18 protein-coding genes are annotated in these 19,678 nt (G+C 43.2%); 8 read left to right on the top strand and 10 right to left on the bottom strand.

The window, feature by feature from the left end:
• Positions 1–113: 113 nt before the first annotated feature.
• From hisG to JMX97_RS09760, 6 genes are all read right to left on the bottom strand, one after another.
• Positions 114–821, bottom strand: a complete 708-nt coding sequence (gene hisG, locus JMX97_RS09785) for an ATP phosphoribosyltransferase (protein ID WP_201557628.1) — start codon at positions 819–821, stop codon at positions 114–116.
• 119 nt (positions 822–940) lie between these two features.
• On the bottom strand, positions 941–2,209 hold the full coding sequence (gene murA, locus JMX97_RS09780) for a UDP-N-acetylglucosamine 1-carboxyvinyltransferase (RefSeq protein WP_201557620.1): 1,269 nt from the start codon (positions 2,207–2,209) through the stop codon (positions 941–943).
• Positions 2,210–2,318: 109 nt separating this feature from the next.
• Complete coding sequence (locus JMX97_RS09775) at positions 2,319–2,570, bottom strand: BolA family protein (protein WP_320157743.1); 252 nt, start codon at positions 2,568–2,570, stop codon at positions 2,319–2,321.
• Positions 2,571–2,732: 162 nt separating this feature from the next.
• Complete coding sequence (locus tag JMX97_RS09770) at positions 2,733–3,743, bottom strand: alpha/beta hydrolase (protein WP_201557614.1); 1,011 nt, start codon at positions 3,741–3,743, stop codon at positions 2,733–2,735.
• Positions 3,744–4,007: 264 nt separating this feature from the next.
• Complete coding sequence (locus JMX97_RS09765) at positions 4,008–4,823, bottom strand: BON domain-containing protein (protein WP_201557613.1); 816 nt, start codon at positions 4,821–4,823, stop codon at positions 4,008–4,010.
• Between the two features lie 158 nt (positions 4,824–4,981).
• A complete protein-coding gene (locus tag JMX97_RS09760) occupies positions 4,982–5,470 on the bottom strand; it encodes a YraN family protein (RefSeq protein ID WP_413786403.1) in 489 nt (162 codons plus the stop codon).
• A 204-nt stretch (positions 5,471–5,674) separates the two neighbouring features.
• Here JMX97_RS09760 and rsmI point away from each other — a divergent pair, with 204 nt between their 5' ends.
• Entirely contained in the window at positions 5,675–6,661 is a 987-nt protein-coding gene (gene rsmI / locus JMX97_RS09755; RefSeq protein ID WP_201557611.1) for a 16S rRNA (cytidine(1402)-2'-O)-methyltransferase, read from the top strand.
• A 57-nt stretch (positions 6,662–6,718) separates the two neighbouring features.
• Entirely contained in the window at positions 6,719–7,741 is a 1,023-nt protein-coding gene (locus JMX97_RS09750; protein ID WP_201557610.1) for an adenosine kinase, read from the top strand.
• Between the two features lie 140 nt (positions 7,742–7,881).
• Here the strand turns inward: JMX97_RS09750 and JMX97_RS09745 are convergent, their stop codons facing one another.
• On the bottom strand, positions 7,882–9,192 hold the full coding sequence (locus tag JMX97_RS09745; protein WP_201557608.1) for an O-acetylhomoserine aminocarboxypropyltransferase/cysteine synthase family protein: 1,311 nt from the start codon (positions 9,190–9,192) through the stop codon (positions 7,882–7,884).
• A gap of 216 nt (positions 9,193–9,408) precedes the next feature.
• Positions 9,409–10,083 (bottom strand): Fe-S biogenesis protein NfuA, encoded by a 675-nt coding sequence (nfuA, locus tag JMX97_RS09740; RefSeq protein ID WP_201557601.1) that lies wholly within the window; start codon positions 10,081–10,083, stop codon positions 9,409–9,411.
• A gap of 545 nt (positions 10,084–10,628) precedes the next feature.
• On the opposite strand from nfuA, the gene JMX97_RS09735 reads away from it, so the two are divergent.
• From JMX97_RS09735 to JMX97_RS09720, 4 genes are all read left to right on the top strand, one after another.
• Positions 10,629–11,573: an alpha/beta fold hydrolase gene (locus JMX97_RS09735; RefSeq protein ID WP_201557593.1), complete on the top strand. Its 945-nt coding sequence runs from the start codon at positions 10,629–10,631 to the stop codon at positions 11,571–11,573.
• A gap of 134 nt (positions 11,574–11,707) precedes the next feature.
• Complete coding sequence (locus tag JMX97_RS09730; RefSeq protein WP_201557591.1) at positions 11,708–12,808, top strand: bifunctional nicotinamide-nucleotide adenylyltransferase/Nudix hydroxylase; 1,101 nt, start codon at positions 11,708–11,710, stop codon at positions 12,806–12,808.
• Positions 12,809–12,970: 162 nt separating this feature from the next.
• Positions 12,971–14,368, top strand: coding sequence for a nicotinate phosphoribosyltransferase (locus tag JMX97_RS09725; protein WP_201557643.1), 1,398 nt, complete (start codon positions 12,971–12,973; stop codon positions 14,366–14,368).
• Entirely contained in the window at positions 14,362–15,207 is an 846-nt protein-coding gene (locus tag JMX97_RS09720) for an SGNH/GDSL hydrolase family protein (protein WP_201557590.1), read from the top strand. The genes JMX97_RS09725 and JMX97_RS09720 overlap by 7 nt, the downstream gene beginning before the upstream one ends.
• A gap of 146 nt (positions 15,208–15,353) precedes the next feature.
• Here JMX97_RS09720 and JMX97_RS09715 read toward each other — a convergent pair whose 3' ends face one another.
• Entirely contained in the window at positions 15,354–15,662 is a 309-nt protein-coding gene (locus JMX97_RS09715; RefSeq protein WP_201557589.1) for a type B 50S ribosomal protein L31, read from the bottom strand.
• A 466-nt stretch (positions 15,663–16,128) separates the two neighbouring features.
• Here JMX97_RS09715 and JMX97_RS09710 point away from each other — a divergent pair, with 466 nt between their 5' ends.
• Entirely contained in the window at positions 16,129–16,734 is a 606-nt protein-coding gene (locus JMX97_RS09710) for a YceI family protein (RefSeq protein WP_201557583.1), read from the top strand.
• Between the two features lie 126 nt (positions 16,735–16,860).
• Here JMX97_RS09710 and JMX97_RS09705 read toward each other — a convergent pair whose 3' ends face one another.
• Positions 16,861–17,295: a hypothetical protein gene (locus tag JMX97_RS09705; protein WP_201557580.1), complete on the bottom strand. Its 435-nt coding sequence runs from the start codon at positions 17,293–17,295 to the stop codon at positions 16,861–16,863.
• A gap of 755 nt (positions 17,296–18,050) precedes the next feature.
• Between JMX97_RS09705 and JMX97_RS09700 the strand changes: the two genes are divergently transcribed.
• Positions 18,051–19,640 carry an FAD-dependent oxidoreductase gene (locus JMX97_RS09700; RefSeq protein ID WP_201557578.1) on the top strand — a complete coding sequence of 530 codons (1,590 nt, stop codon included), beginning with the start codon at positions 18,051–18,053 and terminating at the stop codon, positions 19,638–19,640.
• Positions 19,641–19,678: the final 38 nt, after the last annotated feature.

Below are 19,678 nucleotides of genomic sequence, written 5' to 3'. Positions count from 1 at the left end.
AAACTGGTTTAAAAATACGTATAACCAACCTTTATATTATCAATGACTATCATATCTTATAGACAGAGGTAATTTTTTTGCGGTCTTAAACTTTAAAGATTACCAATTTACGATTACGAAGCGGTAGCAATACTGGCTTTAAAGCTATCTAAAATCGGCTCAAGGAGCGCAAATTTACGTTTATAGCTGACTTGATTGACAATAAGGCGCGAGGACACATCACAAATATGATCGAGTGCCTCAAGGCCGTTAGCCCGCAGCGTATTACCCGTATCGACTACATCGACAATCAAGTCCCCTAAGCCTACTAATGGCGCAAGCTCCATCGAACCATACAGCTTAATGACATCTACTTGCTGACCTTGACTGGCAAAGTAAGCACGCGCGACATTGACATATTTAGTCGCGATACGCAGGCGACGATTGGGTAATGGAGCACCTTTAACCCCAGCGGTCATGAGCTTACACTGAGCAATCTGTAGATCTAGCAATTCGTAAACATGATTGGCCCCATGCTCAAGCAAGACGTCTTTGCCAGCCACACCAAAATCAGCGGCGCCGTGCTCTACATAAGTCGGCACATCACTGGCACGTAGAATCAAAACGCGGACATTCGGGTTGGAAGTGGGGAAAATTAACTTACGTGAAGCTTCAGGGTCCTCTAACAGCTCAACGCCTGCTGCCTGTAGCAACGGCATAGTCTCTTCTAAAATACGCCCTTTAGATAAGGCCAGTGTTAAGCCAGTAAATTCATCATTCACTTCATTTAATAAGCTATCAGTTGCTTGGTCGTTTTGCTCAGTCTGATTTTTTTCAGTCATAATGGCGTCATGTCCATGTGCGGTTAAGGTCTCTCTATCTACAAGAGAGATTGTTCATTTTTATTGATAAAAAATATAATCATAAATGTTAATACGGCACGATATTTGTATCAATATTATTAGTCATTGGTATTGATACGATCAATATTAACGCCCAATGCACGCAGCTTGTTTTCCACGTCCTCATAGCCGCGATCAATATGATAAATACGATCTATCAAGCTCTCACCTTCAGCGGCAGCAGCAGCCATAACTAATGACATTGAAGCACGCAAATCAGTCGCCATCACCGGAGCCGCAGTAAAGCAATCAACCCCTTTAACCACAGCAGTATGACCATCTACTTGGATGGAAGCGCCCAAACGATTAAGCTCAGGGACATGCATATAACGATTTTCAAAGATGTTTTCGATGAAAGTACTAGTACCATCAGCCAGGCAAGCAATAGCCATTACCTGCGCTTGCATATCAGTTGGGAAACCAGGGTGCGGTTGGGTACGAATATCAACAGGCAACGGGCGACCTTTCATTTGCGCGCGAATCCAATCATCACCGCTAGTGATAATCGCACCCATATCTTCAAACTTCTCTAGCACTGGCGTCAATAATAGCGCAGAGGTATTTTTAGTCAATACATCACCGCGAGTCATCAACGCGCCTGCCAAATACGAGCCGGTTTCGATACGATCGGGTACCACTGAATACTCGCAGCCATGCAAGCGCTCAACGCCCTCGATAGTCATCGTTGCAGTGCCGATACCACTGATTTTAGCACCCATTTCGACCAGCATATTGGCCAAGTCAACCACTTCTGGCTCAAGCGCACAGTTGCCTAGAATAGTCGTGCCTTTCGCTAATGCTGCCGCCATGATGACGTTTTCAGTACCACCAACCGTAATCATATCAAAGGAGAAATTACAGCCGAGTAGCTTGCCGCCTTTTGGGGCTTGCGCTTTAACGTAGCCGTTTTCTACAGTAATACTAGCACCCATTGCCTCAAAGGCTTTGAGATGCTGATCGACTGGGCGTGAACCAATGGCACAGCCGCCAGGTAGCGAAACTTCTGCCTCACCAAAACGCGCTAGCAACGGACCTAGCACTAGAATTGAAGCACGCATGGTCTTAACCAAGTCGTACGGCGCATAGAAATTATCAATATTCTTAGTATCACAAGTGACGGTATCGTCTTGCTTTTGAATATTAATTCCCATGCCAGAGATCAGCTGAATCAACGTTCTCACATCTTGCAGCGAGGGCACATTATGTAATGTCGTTGGAGTCTCGGCCAATATCATCGCCGCCAGTAACGGCAAGGCTGCATTTTTGGCGCCAGAGATAGTAACTTCCCCTGCGATACGACTACTGCCGGTGATTAAAAACTGATCCATAAAAGTCACAACCTAGCTATAAGTATAAAGAAAATATGAAAAACCAGACCTACAAGGAGCGGCACCGCGAAGCGCTAGCCCTATATAACCTAGTTACGTATAAAAATATTTAGCCTTTTGATTGAACGTCCCACTCAGCAGGTGTTAATGCTTGAATGTTTAACGCATGAATATCACCACTGGCAATTTTATCATTTACGAGCGCATAAACCGCTTGCTGGCGCTGAACTGAGCGTTTGCCTTCAAAGCTAGCATCAACCACCCGCACATCAAACTTAGTACCTTGATTGGCTGCTTCAATAAAAGCTTCTGGGAAATGCTGCTGTAAAAATGCAATTAAATCGTCAGCGTTCATGCTCATAGAATATCCTGTTTTGTATTTGAAATAGCGTTTGGGTTTAATGTGGCGTCATTATAACAAGAGATTGATGGTCTTACAGTACTGTCTGCTAAATACCCTTGAGCTCTGGCGAGTTAAAGAAACTGCTAGCAAGTAACACTAAATGACCAGAGGGGCAAAGCATCAATTGAGCTTTTTATTCAAATACTGTAATACTTGCGCGCGCACATCGTTGACCCAGCGCAGTGGCGGCGCCATCGCCCCGATACTGGTCGCATGACTGGCACCTTCGATTTCCCCATTTTCGACCACCGCGCCATAATTTTTTAGGGCTTGAGTCATCTTAATAGTGTTCTGCTCGTAGACAATCTTATCGTTCTCAGCAGTCAGTAATAAATACGGTGGCTGTGGGCCTTTAATATGTCTGTCTGGCATTACCTGATCTGGGGTAGCATCAGCAGCAAAGGCAGTAGCGCTACTAAATTTTCGAAAATCGTAGCTGTAAGGACCAGCAATACCAACCACAGCGCGGATATCTTTTGGACTGATGCCATAAGGTGCCAAAAAATCTTCGTTGGAGATGGCGGCTACGGCATTAAATGCTCCTGAAGAATGCCCAACCACTGCTAAACGCTGAGGGTCGGCATGAAAGCTCGCTGCATTGTTATAGCTCCAGGCAATCGCTTTCGCGGTATCTTTTACATAATCGGGATAAACGTGTTCAGGCGCTTTGCGATAATTAATCACTGCGGTGATATAGCCAGCTTGAGCCAAACTTTGACCAACAAAGGCGTACTCTTCTTTGTTACCACTTTCCCATGAGCCACCATGCACGAATACCACCATAGGATAGCTGTCACTAATGCTCTTCTGCGTCTTCATCGCCTGTGCCAGTGGTTTAGGATAATACATATCCAAGTCTTGTAGTGGCTCGTTGCCATATAAAATGTTTTTACTGACCCCAACACCACCATTCGAGGTAATGCCGTTCACAATACTAAGCGCTGATAATGCTTGTGCTTGCTGGGTGGCTAAGGTAATGGCACTTACTGCCACTACACTTGCTCCGGCAAGCTTTAGCGCGCGAGATTTACGCGAGGGTTTGCCAGCAGTATTCTGAGTAGTGATATCACTAGTATCTGTTGTTTGATGTGCCTGTTCTTGATGTACTTTGTCTAAAGGTGAACCCTTCATAGCCAGTGTCCCTATTATAGTCTAGTCGACAGCCAACAATATAATGACTGCATTGTCGCTTTATTTTATCTGCGTCTTTTAATTTCTGTTATTTTACTGGCTGTCTGAGTATTTAACGTGTTTTTCCTGTTACGACTGTTTAGGGTTATTGTGACTGTCACCAATATAAAGCTGCGAATAATCGGGGTGGTTGGCATCACTAAAAAAACAAACCTTATATCTACTTATTTGACTGCTATACAGGCAATGTATCGGTTCTTATATTTACTGATTTTTATACAGATCAATATAAGGGCTTGATGACCCTTGCTCAGCATTCTCATTTTCTTCTGTGACGGTAGTCGGTGCGCTTGTTGACGTAGCGTCTCTGACGATAGGTGTTGCAGCGGCTGGTGACGAAGTGGCAGCATCAGCTAAATTACTCTCAGACATGATGTCCTCATCACTGATCGGCACGCCTCTATCATTAACGACGGTGGTGAGCAGTACCAACTCGGTGATACCAACGGTACTATTGGCAATATCGATCACATGACTTTGCTGAGTCGGTGTCATTCGTCCCATAATATAAACCACACCATCATTGGTCACGACTTTTATCTGTGAAGCTTTGACGCCGTCGTTGGCCACGACTTTCGCCAGCAACTTTGATGTGATATAGCCATCATGCACGGTTGAACTATAACCTTTAGCCACACTAACATTCAGCTCATTATAGACTTGGCGTACATCTGGCATAGAGCTGACTACTTTTTCAATTTGAACTTTGAGCGCCTCAGTGGGTACTTCGCCACTGAGCAGCACTTCACTATTAAAACTATCAATACCTATACGGCTGTTCTGTTGTAAATTCTCTTGTAGACCATAAATGTTAACCTTGACAGTGTGTTCAATACTACGGTCCAGTAGACGCTGCGGAATGGTTCGTTCGGTCATGGGAACCCCATACGTGCCTTCAGTACTATTGGTCAGATAATTGGTAGTACAGCCAGTACTTAAGATGCTGGTCATTAGCATAAGGCCAATCGCAGTACGGCGTGGCATTCCAAAAGTAGCGTTGAGCAAATGCATCCTTGTCATTATTTACCTCATAGAGCATTAGTTTGAACATTGTTGTTTCAGCTGATTTATTGCAGCTACTTTACTTAATTTTTCTCATTAGCGGTTAGGTTTTTGGTAACGACAGCTTGTTGCGTTGTCTTGTTTACCATTTAAGCGTGCCGCTATCACTATTCGCGCTACCATGCCGTGGCTATAAACGCCCCTATCAGCCATTCTGGTTGGTTATCTTTACCACTATCACCTTTATCATCATTAATACTATTAACAAGTTGCGCAATATCGTAGGCAATCACATCAAATCGACAGTCATAATGGGCATATGTAGGATGCTGATTTAAAAAGTATTTGGCGGTCTTGATAATCTTACGTTGTTTGGCTTTGGTGACGCTAAGCGCCGCATCACCGAAACTTGAACGTCGCCGCTGACGCACTTCAATAAACACCAGAGTCGACCACGCTTTCCCTGTCTCCAACATGATTAAATCTAGCTCACCAACTTTGGGTTTCTGCCAATTTTGAGCAATCAGTACCAAGCCTTGCGCTTGTAGAAACGCACACGCCTGCTGCTCAAAATAGCTGCCTTGGCGCTGCTTCGGTGAGGTTAGAGCCAGCGGGCGATGCGAGTTGCTTTTGTTAGGACTGCTCTTAACATTGTGATTAGCCATAGAGTTCTGACTTTGCCTAATTAACAATTCATAATTATCATAGCACAACATGCTAAACTAACCACTTTCGCGTTTTTATTACCTATTACTACTCGCTGACCCTTACTACCTGTTAATCGCTGCTTTTATCAGCGGCATTCTATCGGTAATGGCTCAGCATTATTTATTTTTTCATATCTTATTTTTAACGTCTTCGAGGTTTTCATGTCTACCCCTACCACCATGCCGGCTTGTTTGTATATTGTTGCGACCCCAATTGGTAACTTAAGCGACATGACACCGCGCGCTATCGATACCTTAAAGCAAGTCGCTATCATTGCTTGTGAAGACACGCGTACCTCAGGCAGGTTATTGTCGCATTTTGGCATTCATACTAAAGGCGATAGCAGTGATAGTGATAGATCTAATGATAACAACAGTTCTAATGATAAAAATAAACCTGATACTAAAAATAGTAGCTCTACAGATGGTAGCACTACGGACGATAAAGCCAAAGGTCATAACAAGCTGTGGGCGTATCATGAGCATAATAGCGCGATTCAAACGCCCAAAATTATCGAGATGATTCAACAAGGTCATTCGGTCGCATTGATTAGTGATGCGGGAACGCCACTGGTTAGTGACCCCGGTTATCAGTTGGTACAAGCCGCTCATGCTGCTGGCGTGGCCGTCTCCCCTATCGTTGGTGCATCGGCAGCGATTGCCGCGCTATCAGTAGCGGGTCTGCCTTCAGATCGTTTTAGCTTCATTGGCTTTTTGCCAGCAAAGACTCATGGACGTCAAAAACAATTAACTGATTTAAAATCGCGCCCCGAAACGCTAATTTTTTATGAAGCGCCGCACCGTATTATAAAAAGCTTAGCAGATATGGCAGAAGTATTTGGATCAGAACGCGGAGTCACTTTTTGCCGTGAGTTAACCAAGACCTTTGAAACCGTTCATAAAAGCACACTTGGCGAGTTGATTGAGTTCGTCAAAGCCGATGACAATCAGCAGCGTGGTGAGATGGTGGTGGTAGTCGCAGGTGATAATGCTGCGCAAGACGACGACGATATCAGTATCCACGATGAGCTATTACAGCGTCTTTTGGAAGATTTGTCAGTCAAAAAAGCGGCCGCCTTGGCTGCAGATATTACTGGCGTAAAAAAGAACGCGTTATATCAGCGCTTGCTTGAATTACAATCTAAATAATAAAACGACTATTTTATCGTTAATTTCATTTTAATAAAAAGTTTGGAGAAATAAGTAATGTACGATGTGATGGCGATAGGTAATGCGTTGGTTGATCATGAATATGTGCTGAGCGATGTTGCATTAGAAGAGACTGAGCTGACCAAAGGCAATATGACCCTAGCAGGAATTGAAGAGCAGCAGCAACTATTGGCGTATTTCCAGCTCGCCGAGATTGCGCCATCAAAACAAGCCGGTGGTGGTTCAGCGGCCAATACTATGTTTGCCTTTGCCAGCTTAGGCGGTAAGCCTTTTTATGCTTGCCGCGTGGGTGATGATAAGCAAGGGCAGTTTTATTTAAACGACTTGCATAAAGCGGGTGTTGCGACCTCAAAGCAGTCAATACATGCTGGTGGCGTGACGGGTTCATGTGTGGTCGCGGTAACCGAAGACGGCGAGCGTACCATGCAAACCTATCTTGGCACTTCAAGCGACATCACCGCTGACAACGTCGACTTTGACGCGCTGACGCAAGCAGATTGGCTGTATTTAGAAGGCTACTTGGCGATGTCTGAAAGCATTCAGCCTGCCATGACCCAACTGCGCCAACAAGCAGGTATTCATGGCGCTAAAATCGCGGTGAGCTTTGCTGATCCAGCAGTAGTGAAATTTGCTAAAGACGGTCTTCTCAATATGCTCGGCAATAAGGTGGCAGTGATATTCTGTAATAGCGAAGAGGCCAAGCTTTTCACGGATAAAAAACAAATCAAAGCTGCTGCCCGTGCATTACTTGAGCATTGCCAAATTGCTGTGGTCACTGATGGTGCAAAGGGTGCGGTTATTGCGCAAAAGCCTGAAAATGACAGCGATGATATCGCTATTCATGATGTTGCGGCACCAACCGTTACCAATGTCATCGATACCAATGGCGCGGGTGATAACTATGCCGGTGCGTTTTTATATGCGCTATCACAGCACTATAGCTTGCCAGAATGTGGTCGTCTTGCCAGCGAAATATCTGGACAAGTGATTCAACAGTTCGGTCCTCGCTTAGAGTCGCAAGATTACCGAGATATTGCTCGCCGTGTGTTGTCTGCTTAAGGATTTAACTTATCCTTTGAGTTGCTAAACAAGTAAGTAAGCAAACGATCAGTCAAACATCAAAAAAGCCCATATCAGACCGATATGGGCTTTTTTTATTTTATAAACCATTTTGCCTTTAACCAAGAAAAATTGGCAAACTAAGCAGAAGCTAAGGCTTGTTCTAAGTCCGCTTTAATATCTTCAATATGTTCAATACCAATAGAAAGTCTTACCATATCTTTGGTGACGCCTGCTTGTTCCAGCTCTTGCCCATTCAGCTGACGATGAGTAGTAGTTGCCGGATGACAGGCTAATGATTTGGCATCGCCGATATTCACCAAGCGTGTAATCAGCTGTAAGGCATCAATAAAGCGCGACCCTGCTTCGAGCCCACCTTTTACGCCAAAGGTAAGAATGGCCGATGGTGTGCCTTTCATATAGCGCTTAGCAAGCTCATGATCAGGATGATCAGGTAAACCTGCATATTTCACCCAAGCCACTTTGTCATGGTCGCGCAGGTATTCAGCAACGGCTTGCGCGTTCTGTACATGACGCTCCATGCGTAAGCTCAATGTCTCCATGCCTTGCATGATGCTAAAGGCATTTAGCGGACTTAATGCTGCCCCAGTATTACGTAGCGGAGCCACACGTGCACGAGCGATAAAGGCAGCAGCGCCCACGTCTTTGACGAAGTTTACGCCATGATAGCTGGCATCAGGAGTATTAAGTAGCGGGAAGCGCTCAGGATAATCACCCCAAGGGAAGGTACCACTATCGACAATTGCACCGCCGATAGAGGTCCCAGTGCCACTCATATATTTAGTCAATGAATGCACTACGATATCGGCACCAAATTCAAACGGACGGCAGAGTGCTGGCGTGGCAACCGTATTATCAATAACTACGGGAACGCCATATTCATGGGCAATATCACTCAACGCTTGAATATCGACAATGTTACCAAGTGGATTACCGATACTTTCTGCAAAAATCATCTTGGTCTTATCGTCGATTAAATCGTGGATAGATTCAGGATTGGTATGATCAAAAAAGCGTACTTCGATACCTTGGCGCGGTAAGGCATGGGCAAATAAATTATAAGTACCACCATATAACGTTGAGGTAGTGACAATATTGTCGCCCATTTCACAAATAGTCTGTATGGCATAGGTGATGGCTGCCATTCCTGAAGCCACTGCTAATCCGCCTATTCCGCCTTCAAGTGCAGCAACACGTTCTTCTAATACCGCATTGGTCGGGTTCATGATGCGCGTATAAATATTGCCCGCGACTTTTAGGTCAAATAAATCAGCACCATGCTGGGTGTCATCAAACGCATACGAGCTGGTGTGATAAATAGGTACAGCAACTGCTTTGGTCGTTGGCTCAACAGTGTAGCCGGCATGAATAGCTAGGGTTTCAAGACGCTGTTTTTGCTCTGATTGGTTACTTGCTTGTTCGTCACTCATAATGTGCTCCTTGGCGTTGATTAAACGCTTTATTGATTCAATAATCATCTCTAAAAAAGCTATTGCCTGAACGTTAGCTATAAAAAAAGCTGAGTTAATAGTAACCCAGCTTCTTTATGAAAAGAATAGCAAATTTTTAATCGCTTAGTGACTAATATTCACAAGCCAGCAGATACCCATATTGTTAACTGCTGTTATTTAACTTTTATTTAGCAGTTATTTGTAATAGGCATTTTCAGTACTAGTATGATCAGTCTCATCAACCACTTGCGTTAATTCTGGTATTTGCTGCTTCAGTTGCACTTCTACACCTTGACGCAAAGTCATATCGACTGCAGAACACCCTTGGCAACCGCCACCGAATTTTAATACGGCTGTGAGGCCAATACCTTCTTCTTCAATCAGCTCAAGCAATTGTACGTCACCACCATGCGCGGCTAAGCTCGGATTAATCTCAGACTGCAATACATAGTTAATACGTTCTTCAACACTGGCATCCGAACCCACTTTTGGCACTTTAGAATTCGGAGCACGGAAGGTCAACTGGCCACCGAAGCGGTCTTTATTATAGTCAATCACCGCATCTTCTAAATAGGGTACTGAAGCAGCGTCAATAAAGGCAGAAAAGTCCTCATAGCTGAATTGCAAATCAGCGATGTCTTCTTCACCTGGCTGATTATATGCCATGCAACATTCAGCGCGCGGTGTACCAGGATGCTCGACAAAGATACGTACACCGATACCAACAGTATCTTGCTTAGAGAGCAGGTCAGCTAAATAGCCTTGTGCCGCCTCAGTGATGGTAATGTTACTCTTGGTCTCAGTCTGCTCAGTATCTAATGCTGATTCATAGTCCGCAGGCGCGGTATCTGTTGGGTTATGCTCACTCATAATCATTCCTCATTCATTTGTAGGCGTTATGACATTATGGTATTAACGCCATATCTATTAAGGCTACTGTGTCGTCAATTTAGGGAAATGTGAATAATATCGATTATCGCAGCTTATCATTGAATCGGTCTAACCGCGATGGCTATCAAATTATATCGTTTATTATACCGCACTTAGAGGTTAATTCCGACCGCGCTACTGTGATTTAACGGCGACCGTTGCAAATGGTCATTATTGGTTTTTCTTATGAGCACGTTTAAAATATAAGCGCACTTTGTATAAACATTCTATCTTGGACACTGCGTCTGTTATTGTCTATATTAAGGCTGTTTTATTGATTATCAAGCTCTAACGCTTATAGGATATAAATTAGACACAGCATAAATTCAGTTCCTGTTTTTAACGTATGATCAGCATACTTTAGTGATGTTTGTTTACTTTTTTATAATAAGTACACCTTGCTAATAATCCAAGATTAATATAACAAACGCCCTAAACAAACGATTTAACTTGCATGAGATCACCTTTATGACTGATTCCGTATTATGATTAAAGAAACCCTAAATCTAGTGACCACTAAAGATGGTGAACAGGTCGCCGTTTGGAAAGTATTTGATAGCATCAAAGACAGTACTTTGGTTGATAGTCACGCGTCTAAAAAGCAGAATGTATTGTTGACTCACGGCACATTTTCGGACAAAAGAGTGTGTTTAGGAGTTGCAAAATATCTGGCGAAGCTTGGTCATACTTGCTATATCGTGGAATGGCGCGGACATGGTGATAGCTCTATACCAAAAGACAAATTCAATTTTGAAACTGTCGCTATTTATGATCTTGAGGCTACGTTTCACTACTTATTTGATGGCTTAAAACTGGATAATTTGCATTGTATCACCCACAGTGGCGGCGGTATTTGCTTGACTATGTTTTTAATCCAAGAAATATTAGCCCAAAACACACAATACATTAATAAAATAAATAGCATTACCATGTTTGCCTGCCAAGCTTATGGCGCGGTAATAAATCCTAAAAGCTACGCTAGAATCTTGCTGATTAAATCAATCACTCGGCTACTGGGCTACTTACCCGCAAAAAGGCTCAAATTAGGTACCATTAATGAAAATTATCATACCATGAGCCAATGGTATGACTGGAATCTAAACAAAAACTTTAAAAGTAGTTTGGCTAAGCAAGATGTCAACTATCAAAACACTGATTATAATGAAAACTTTGATTATCGCCAGCACATGCCCAAGGTTACTATACCCATTTATGCTATCAGTGCCAAAGGGGATGACTTTATTGCCCCATTCAGTGGTTGTCAGCTATTTTTAAATGACTTTAACAACCCTGCAAACGACTTTTGTGAATTCTCAATAAGTAATGGCGATTTGGAAGATTACTCCCATAGCCGAATAATAATGAGTCGTAACGCATCGAAAGAGATTTGGCCAACGGTTGCGGCATGGATTGAGAAACATGGGACATAGCAATTACACCTCGCGAAACATCTTTGCACTTGTCAGTAAGTTATGTGCTGTGTCAGTATTAGCGCCATTAAAAAATCATAAATAAATAAATAATTTATAGTAATTGTTAAGTGTATTTCACGGAGTTGGCATTTATGAGCGTATTATCGGAACAAGACCTAATGGCAAATCCAGCAGAAACCACAATAGAAAGCTCAGTTGGTTTAAAAGAACAAGAAGATATTAAACACTATCGTTATCTGATATTTATCGGCCGTTTTCAGCCCTTTCATCGTGGTCATAAGGCAGTGATTGACGAGGCATTAAAGCGCACTAATGATGTCATTATCCTGATTGGTTCAGCCAATTTACCGCGTAGCTTACGCAACCCATTTACCGTGGCTGAACGCACAGCAATGATTAAAGGGGCCTACTCAGCTGAAGAGGCGGCGCGTATTCATTGTGTGGCGCTGGATGATGCGCTATATAATGACACGCGCTGGCTGAAATATGTACAGGCTGCGGTAAGATCCGTTACCGGTGACTTACAGACCAACATCGGTTTGATTGGGCATTCTAAAGACAACTCCTCCTATTACCTAGCTCTGTTCCCCCACTGGGCATCAATTTCTGTTCCTAGTTATCATAATTTATCGGCTACCCCTATTCGTGACAGTTACCTGATGGGCGCAACGCCGACCTCTGAGCGCACCCCTGAATCGACTCGTAGAATATTAAACGACTTTAAAAAGACCACAGACTATCAGCAGCTGCACGAAGAAGCTGGCTTTATTGATAAATATAAAAAACAGTGGGAATCCGCTCCTTATCCACCAACGTTTATGACTGCTGATGCGTTAGTGGTACAGTCTGGGCATATTCTTTTGGTAGAGCGGCGTAGTATGCCGGGACGCGGCTTGTGGGCGTTACCAGGTGGTTTTCTTAATCCAAAAGAAACGCTGTTTGATGCCTGTATTCGTGAGCTACGTGAGGAGACCCGCCTTAAAGTCCCTGAGCCGGTATTGCGCGGCTCACGCCATAGCCAACATACCTTTGATGACCCATATCGCTCCGCACGTGGTCGTACTATTACTCAAGCTTTTTACTTTCAGCTCAAGAACGACCCAAAAGGTCTGCCAAAGGTAAAAGGTGGCGACGATGCTGCTCAAGCTTTTTGGTTACCACTGGCTGAACTTGATGCCAAGATGATGTTTGAAGATCACTATGCCATTATTATGAAGATGGTCGGCTTGTAAATTAGTTTTTTGCGATGATTTTTTGCTAAGCTGTCATCCAAAAAAAGCTTAATAGCCTGTTCTTACCAGCGCTTTTATAACCATTTTATTTTTTAACACTGTTTTATTTCAACGTCCAAATCGATAGACGATAGGGGCCGTTAATAGCAGAGGAGTTCTGTGATGTACACCAGCAATCTTAATAATCTAATTCTTAATAGCGACAGTTATAAGACTTCACATTGGGTACAATATCCGCCCGGCAGTGAATACCTATCTAGCTATATTGAAGCACGCAGCGGCGACTACGATGTGGTGTTTTTTGGACTGCAAGCTTTTATTAAAGAGTATCTCAGCACACCGATCACCCATCAAGATATTGATGAAGCCGAAATTGTTATTCATGCGCACGGTTTAACCTTTAACCGTGTAGATTGGGAACGTCTGGTTGATAAGCATGGCGGTTATTTGCCGCTACGCATTGAAGCTATTCCTGAAGGCACTATTGCGCCAGTATCCAATGTGGTCTGCCAGATAGTAAATACCGATCCCGAATTTTATTGGCTACCAAGCTATATTGAAACTGCCCTACTACGGGCGATTTGGTATCCTTCTACCGTGGCCAGTGTCTCGCGTTATTGCAAAAGCATCATTCGCCGTGCGTTAGAAAAGTCGGCGGACAATACAGAATCCCTGATTTTCCGCCTGCATGATTTCGGTTCACGCGGGGCCTCCAGTCATGAGTCGGTGGCGATTGGTAGCTTGGCACATTTAGTTAACTTTGCCGGTACGGATTCTATGACTGCCTTAGTTGCTGCCAGTCGCTGGTATCAAATGAGTAATGATATGTCAGCGTTTTCAATCCCTGCCGCTGAGCACAGTACCATGACCGCATGGGGTCGCGATGGCGAAACCGCAGCATTCGCTAATATGATTGAGCAGTTCGGCGGTGAAGGTAAAACCTTTTCGGTAGTGTCCGACAGTTATGACTTGTGGAATGCCATTGATAATATCTGGGGCGACACTTTAAAAGACGAGGTCAAAAATATGGGTGGCACCTTAGTTATCCGGCCTGATAGTGGTGAGCCGACTAAGGTTGTCCGTGAAGCCTTAGAGCGCTTGGCAGTGAAGTTTGGTACGACGCTTAATAGTAAAGGCTATCAAGTCCTGCCCGATTACGTGCGTATTATCCAAGGGGATGGCATCGGACCACAAAGCTTAAGTAAAATTATTAATGTGGTCATGGACGCGGGATTTAGCGCGGACAATATCACCTTTGGTATGGGCGGCGGTTTGCTGCAACAAGTCAATCGCGACACTATGAGCTGGGCGATGAAAGCCAGCGCTATATCTATCAACGGCACCTGGAAAGATATTTATAAAGATCCAGTCACCAGTCACTCTAAACGCTCTAAAAAAGGTCGATTGGCGTTGATAAAGGGCAGTAGTGGACAGCTGCAGACCATCAAAGCAGAAGATCTCAACGCTCATACTGACAATATGTTGCGTGATGTTTATGTCGATGGTAAGTTATTAGTTGAAGACAGTCTGACTACGATTAGGGAGCGCGCTGGATGGTAAACATTGCTAAAAATATGTTGTTTGCCCCTATTTATCTATATCAAGGGCGCAAGATCAAACGCGATACAGTACGTCTCCCTGAGCCAGACGGCGAACGATTTGGTCATGTTGAGCTGCACTCAGTAGATGGCTATATAGCCGCAACTTCAGCAGTCACAACCCTATCAGATTCAACCTCGCAAACGTTAAGTCTTATGGTCGTTGGCGATTCAGCAGCTGCCGGCGTTGGTAGTCAGACCCAGCAAGAGGCGTTAGTAGGTAAGTTAATACCCGCATTGCAGCAACAGCCTGCTATTAGTACACAGTTTAACGCGCTGAATTGGTCGTTGCAGGCTACCACTGGACATACCAGCTTCGATATTTTGCGCAGGCTTTATGTCCTGCCTGCGCCTAGCCAACCCGTCGATGTCATGGTACTGAGTGTCGGTGTTAATGACACTACCGCTAACGTCTCTACGAATAAATGGCAGCAGCAAATTGAAGATATTATTGCTATTGCTCAACGTAAGTTTGGCGTAAGAGAATTGATCTTTTTAAGCCTACCGCCAATGGCGCAGATGCCTGCGATACCTGCCCCGCTGAATAACTTTGTTGGTGCTAAAGCGTCAAGTCTTGATCAAATATTACAGCAAGTCTGTACGGATCATGATGGAGTCAACTATATGGCTACTGACTTTGCACGGATGATAGAAGAGCATTCGAATGGAACGCCAATCGATATCGCGGTGATGTTTGCCAGTGATGGCTTTCACCCTAGTAGCATAACTTATGGCTATTGGGCGCAGCAATTGGCAGCGTTAATTACTCAGCTATTAAATCCAACATGTAAAAATTATTGATAGATTTAACTTTCAAAAATCTCTTCACCAAAAATGACGCAAGAAAAGACCGCTGAATCATCAGCGGTCTTTTTTAATCTCAATTCTAGGCTAAGACATGTCTATGGTAGCGCATGGACAAAATAAGATCACGCAATACGTGGGTCTTATTCAGCAGTATCAGTATCAGTATCAGTATCAGTATCAGCAGCAGCTTTTTTATTACGGCCACCAAATGCACCAAAGCGTTTGTTGAAGCTAGCAACACGGCCTTCAGTAGAAGTTTTACGCTGCTCGCCAGTATAAAAAGGATGCGACGCACTTGAAATATCAAGTGGGAAGTATGGGTATTCTGTACCTTCGTGTTCACGAGTCGCTTTGGTTTTAACGGTTGAACGGGTCAAAAAGAACACGTCAGCGTTAGTGTCATGGAACAAAACGTCTTGGTAATCAGCAGGATGGATATCTTTACGCATAATAAACTCTCTATGTCCGATGTATGTCAGGCCTATGGACTAGTTGTCCGACTATAACATACGTAACTGAGGCACTAAGGACATCTACTAGTCTGGCAGCTACGTCACTGGCTTATTCCAGCACCCAACACCACACTTCTGCTCACTTAGCCTTTCCCCAGCGGGAAAATTAAACGACGATTTTAAAGGTTTTTGCTCGTTGATGCAAGCCTGTTGGGGTTAATACGCTGGTGAGAACCTGATAAAATAAATTAGAATGCAAACAGAAACACTATTTTAGCTTACCAATTTATTGCCTAATCACTTGTAATAGACCAACGTTGTTAAGATACTATTAATAAAGCTACTGACTTTTAATGATGAATGCGTTATAAACGACCAGTACTATTTACAATGCACTATCTAGAATACAGACACTATCCAATGATAGACACTTATAAGAAAACTCTATAAAGGACAATATATAATGGCAACCTCTTTATTAGCAGGAACAGCGAAGACCTTACTTATTACCTCAGCTCTTGCGGCAACTACCCTCGCTAGCGCGGCGCTACCTACCCAATGGCAGTTAGACGATTCTCACACTCGTGTCGGCTTTGAAGTTGAGCATTTAGGCTTTTCGACTACTATGGGTCGTTTTGATAGGGTTGACGGGTCGCTCAATTATAATATTAAAGCGCCGGATAAGACTCAAATGCAATTTACTATTGAGACCGACAGTATTAATACTGCTTGGGATGCTCGCGATAAGCATTTAAGGACTGATGACTTTTTTGATGTCGAAAAATATCCGACTATGACCTTTGAGTCTACCAACGTAAACTTTATTAATCCGCAACAAGCCAAAGTAATGGGTGATTTCACCTTATTGGGCAAGACTATGCCGCTCACTTTAGATGTGACGTTAAAGAAAATTGCCACTAGTCCAGTGACCAAAGAACCAGTTATTGGCTTCCGTGCGACTGGCAATATTGATCGCGCCGCTTATGGCATGACCACCTTTGCTGATGGCATCACTACTAATGTGCCCATTCAAATCGATGGCGAGCTAATAGAAAAAAAGGCCAAGTAAATTTAAGCTATTACGACTAATCCGGTTAGGTCATCATTGCTGACAATTATTTCTGACAGCCGACCTAACAAAAAAGCAGCCATTATAATGGCTGCTTTTTTGTTCTTAATATGAGGTTATGACATGCTATTTGGTTGGAACAATGTGCCACACATCAAGTTTATTATCGCCATCTTTGTCACCGACTTTTGTATCATTGGCGTAGAAATATAAAGGCTTACCGTTCATGGCCCATTGATATTTACCATCTTCACGTTGGAAGGCAGCGAATTGACCAGAAGCTTTAGCATTACTAGGCGCCATAAAGGTAGGCCACACTACCTGGCAAGCTGCGCCACACTCTGATTTGTTCATTGAGTCTTTGTCAAACGTGTACAACGTCATATGGTTCTTCGAGTCAACCAACATACCGTTCTTACTGGCGACTGGCGCCGTATTATTGCTGGTTGCTTGAACATCATGCGTGCCTGACATGTCGTTGCCAACTACGCTCTTTAGAGTTGTACAGCCTGTCAGTGCTAAAACGCCTGTTAATGCAGATAACATCATAATACTTTTCATGGTAATTTCCTTATAATCAAGAAGTACATTGGATTATTTTAAATTCTCATCGGGACTTTCTATTTTTAAATCTTCTATTCTTAGATCTTTTATTTTCAGATCTAAATTTAAACTGTTTTCGAATATAGCTTTGAACATTTTTAATATAGCACATACTTTGAAACAGCCAATTTTATCGTTAGAAAAACTTACAAAAGCGTTTAAGAGTTACAGATCCTATAAGCTAAATCCATAGTCTTAACTTAAAATTTATAGTAGATAAGCTTTGACATTAATCGAACAAGAACTACTGAAACAACTATTACTCAAATAACCATGGCTGCTCAAGTAATTACTGCTGAAATAGCCATTACCCAAACAGAGATTTAGCTCTACTCTACCCTTCTACGTAAGCTTCTTTTTTTTAATACCTCTCATATCTACCTGATGACAAAACCTATGCATTTACTTACGTATTTACTGGGTTATTTGTTATGAAATCTCGTACACTGGGCTTAAATATGATAAGTACATCTACACAATTTGAAACATAAAATTAGCTAAACTACACCTTTATTCAACATACCAAATCTGCCAGCCTATTGAAGTTAGACATAACAGCATGCATATTAGTGTTATTAACACAAAAACATCAGATTGCATCTCTCATAACTCTCTATCTGTCATAAATTCTAGATGTATAAATTATAAAGTCTAGACCTTACACAGTATTTATTCCTCATCTTGCTTACGATATTAAGGATATGACCACGACAATGACTCAATCTTTTACAAATACTAAATCCCCGTCCATCAAGCACGATGCTGCTACCTACGGAGTAGCCAACTATAAATCAGCAAAGCGAGTTGGCATTCTAGGTGGTGGTACAGCAGGGGCTACCATTGCCATTCGCTTGGCGGCATTGGGGCTTGAGACTTATTTGTTTGAAAAGAAAACCTCACTTGTTGATGGCCCACCAATGTGCCATTTGCATGCTGGTGGTAATCTATACCGCGAAATCCCTGATGAGGACTGCGTGGCACTCCTCAAACAATGTATCGATATTTTGCGCCTTTATCCTTATACCATGGATGTACGCCCAACCGTGTTTGCAGTACCGACTCGAGATGAAGGGCTACCCGAAGATTTGCTCCCGCGTCTGGATATTTTGACCGATGCCTATCAAGAGCTTATTGCACAAGACATTAATAATAAGGTCCTAGGCGAACCTGAAGATTATTATCAGCTCTATAGTCATGAGCAGTTAATTGAGCTCTCGGAGCGTAAACAAGTGGCGGTACCTGAATGCGTCGATGAATGGATGATACCGGTTGCCAAACATTTAGATTTAAATAAAGTTAAGTTTCCACTGATTGTGGTACAAGAGTATGGCTGGAATATCTTTCGCTTGGCGGCCTCCGCACAATTAGCCTTAGAAGGCTATGAGCATGCTCACGTCTTTACCGATACTCAAGTTAAAAAGGTGGTAGCCGTTGATTGTACGGATTGCTCAAACGCCGATCACCACGTTACCAAGTGGCGTATCGATTATCAGCAGAATGGTAAGTTGACCGATGACGCTATCGAAGTCGATTATTTAGTCAATGCTTGTGGTTTTCGTACCGGTATTATTGACGATATGGTCGGCATTGAAGTAACCCGTATGGTTGAGTTTAAATCCTCTTATATTACCCATTGGGGTGAGGCTGGCGGACAGATACCAGAAATTATTATTTATGGCCAACGCGGTACGCCAGAAGGCATGGCACAACTTACTCCTTATCCGGGTGGTTACTTCCAAATACATGGTATGAGTAATTTCGTTACTTTATTTGATGATGGCTTAGTTGCTTCTAATAAGGATAGTGCTCAACCCAAACTACCTGAGCAATATGTGCATTATATTGAAGACGGCTGGGATAAAGCACCGCTACAAGCGCGCAGTCAGCAATCCATCGAATATGTGGCAGAATTTGTACCCACATTTAATAGCGCACGCACCGTTGGTAACGCCTTATATGGCGGTCAACAAATTCCTGGTAAGGATGATACCTTACGGGTGGCGGATGTCAGCTTATATTCCAATCTACACTATGCGCGTGCTGAGAATGTTAAAGCCTCATCAACCTTGATTGCTGCGGATGAAATCGTTAACCAGCTGACTGAACTTGGCATACTAGACAATGACTTGCCAGCCAATCGCAGCCGCTACACTCATGAATGGCAGTATTTAGTTCATAACGATAGCGCGACGGTTGATGCTGTGGCACAAGTATTGGCTAGAGAACGCGGGTTTCCCCCTGCTATGGCCACTGTCAATCGTAGTATCCGTGAAGCGGCGTTAGATAGTTTAGTGCCAGCTTAAATATACGCTAAATATCAAGCATAAAAAACCGGAGTCAA

The organism is Psychrobacter sp. 72-O-c (assembly GCF_904846605.1).
In the GTDB taxonomy this organism is placed as follows: Bacteria; Pseudomonadota; Gammaproteobacteria; order Pseudomonadales; family Moraxellaceae; genus Psychrobacter.
The sequence above is the reverse complement of the archived record's forward strand: the minus strand, read 5'-3'. Positions and strand labels throughout refer to the sequence as shown.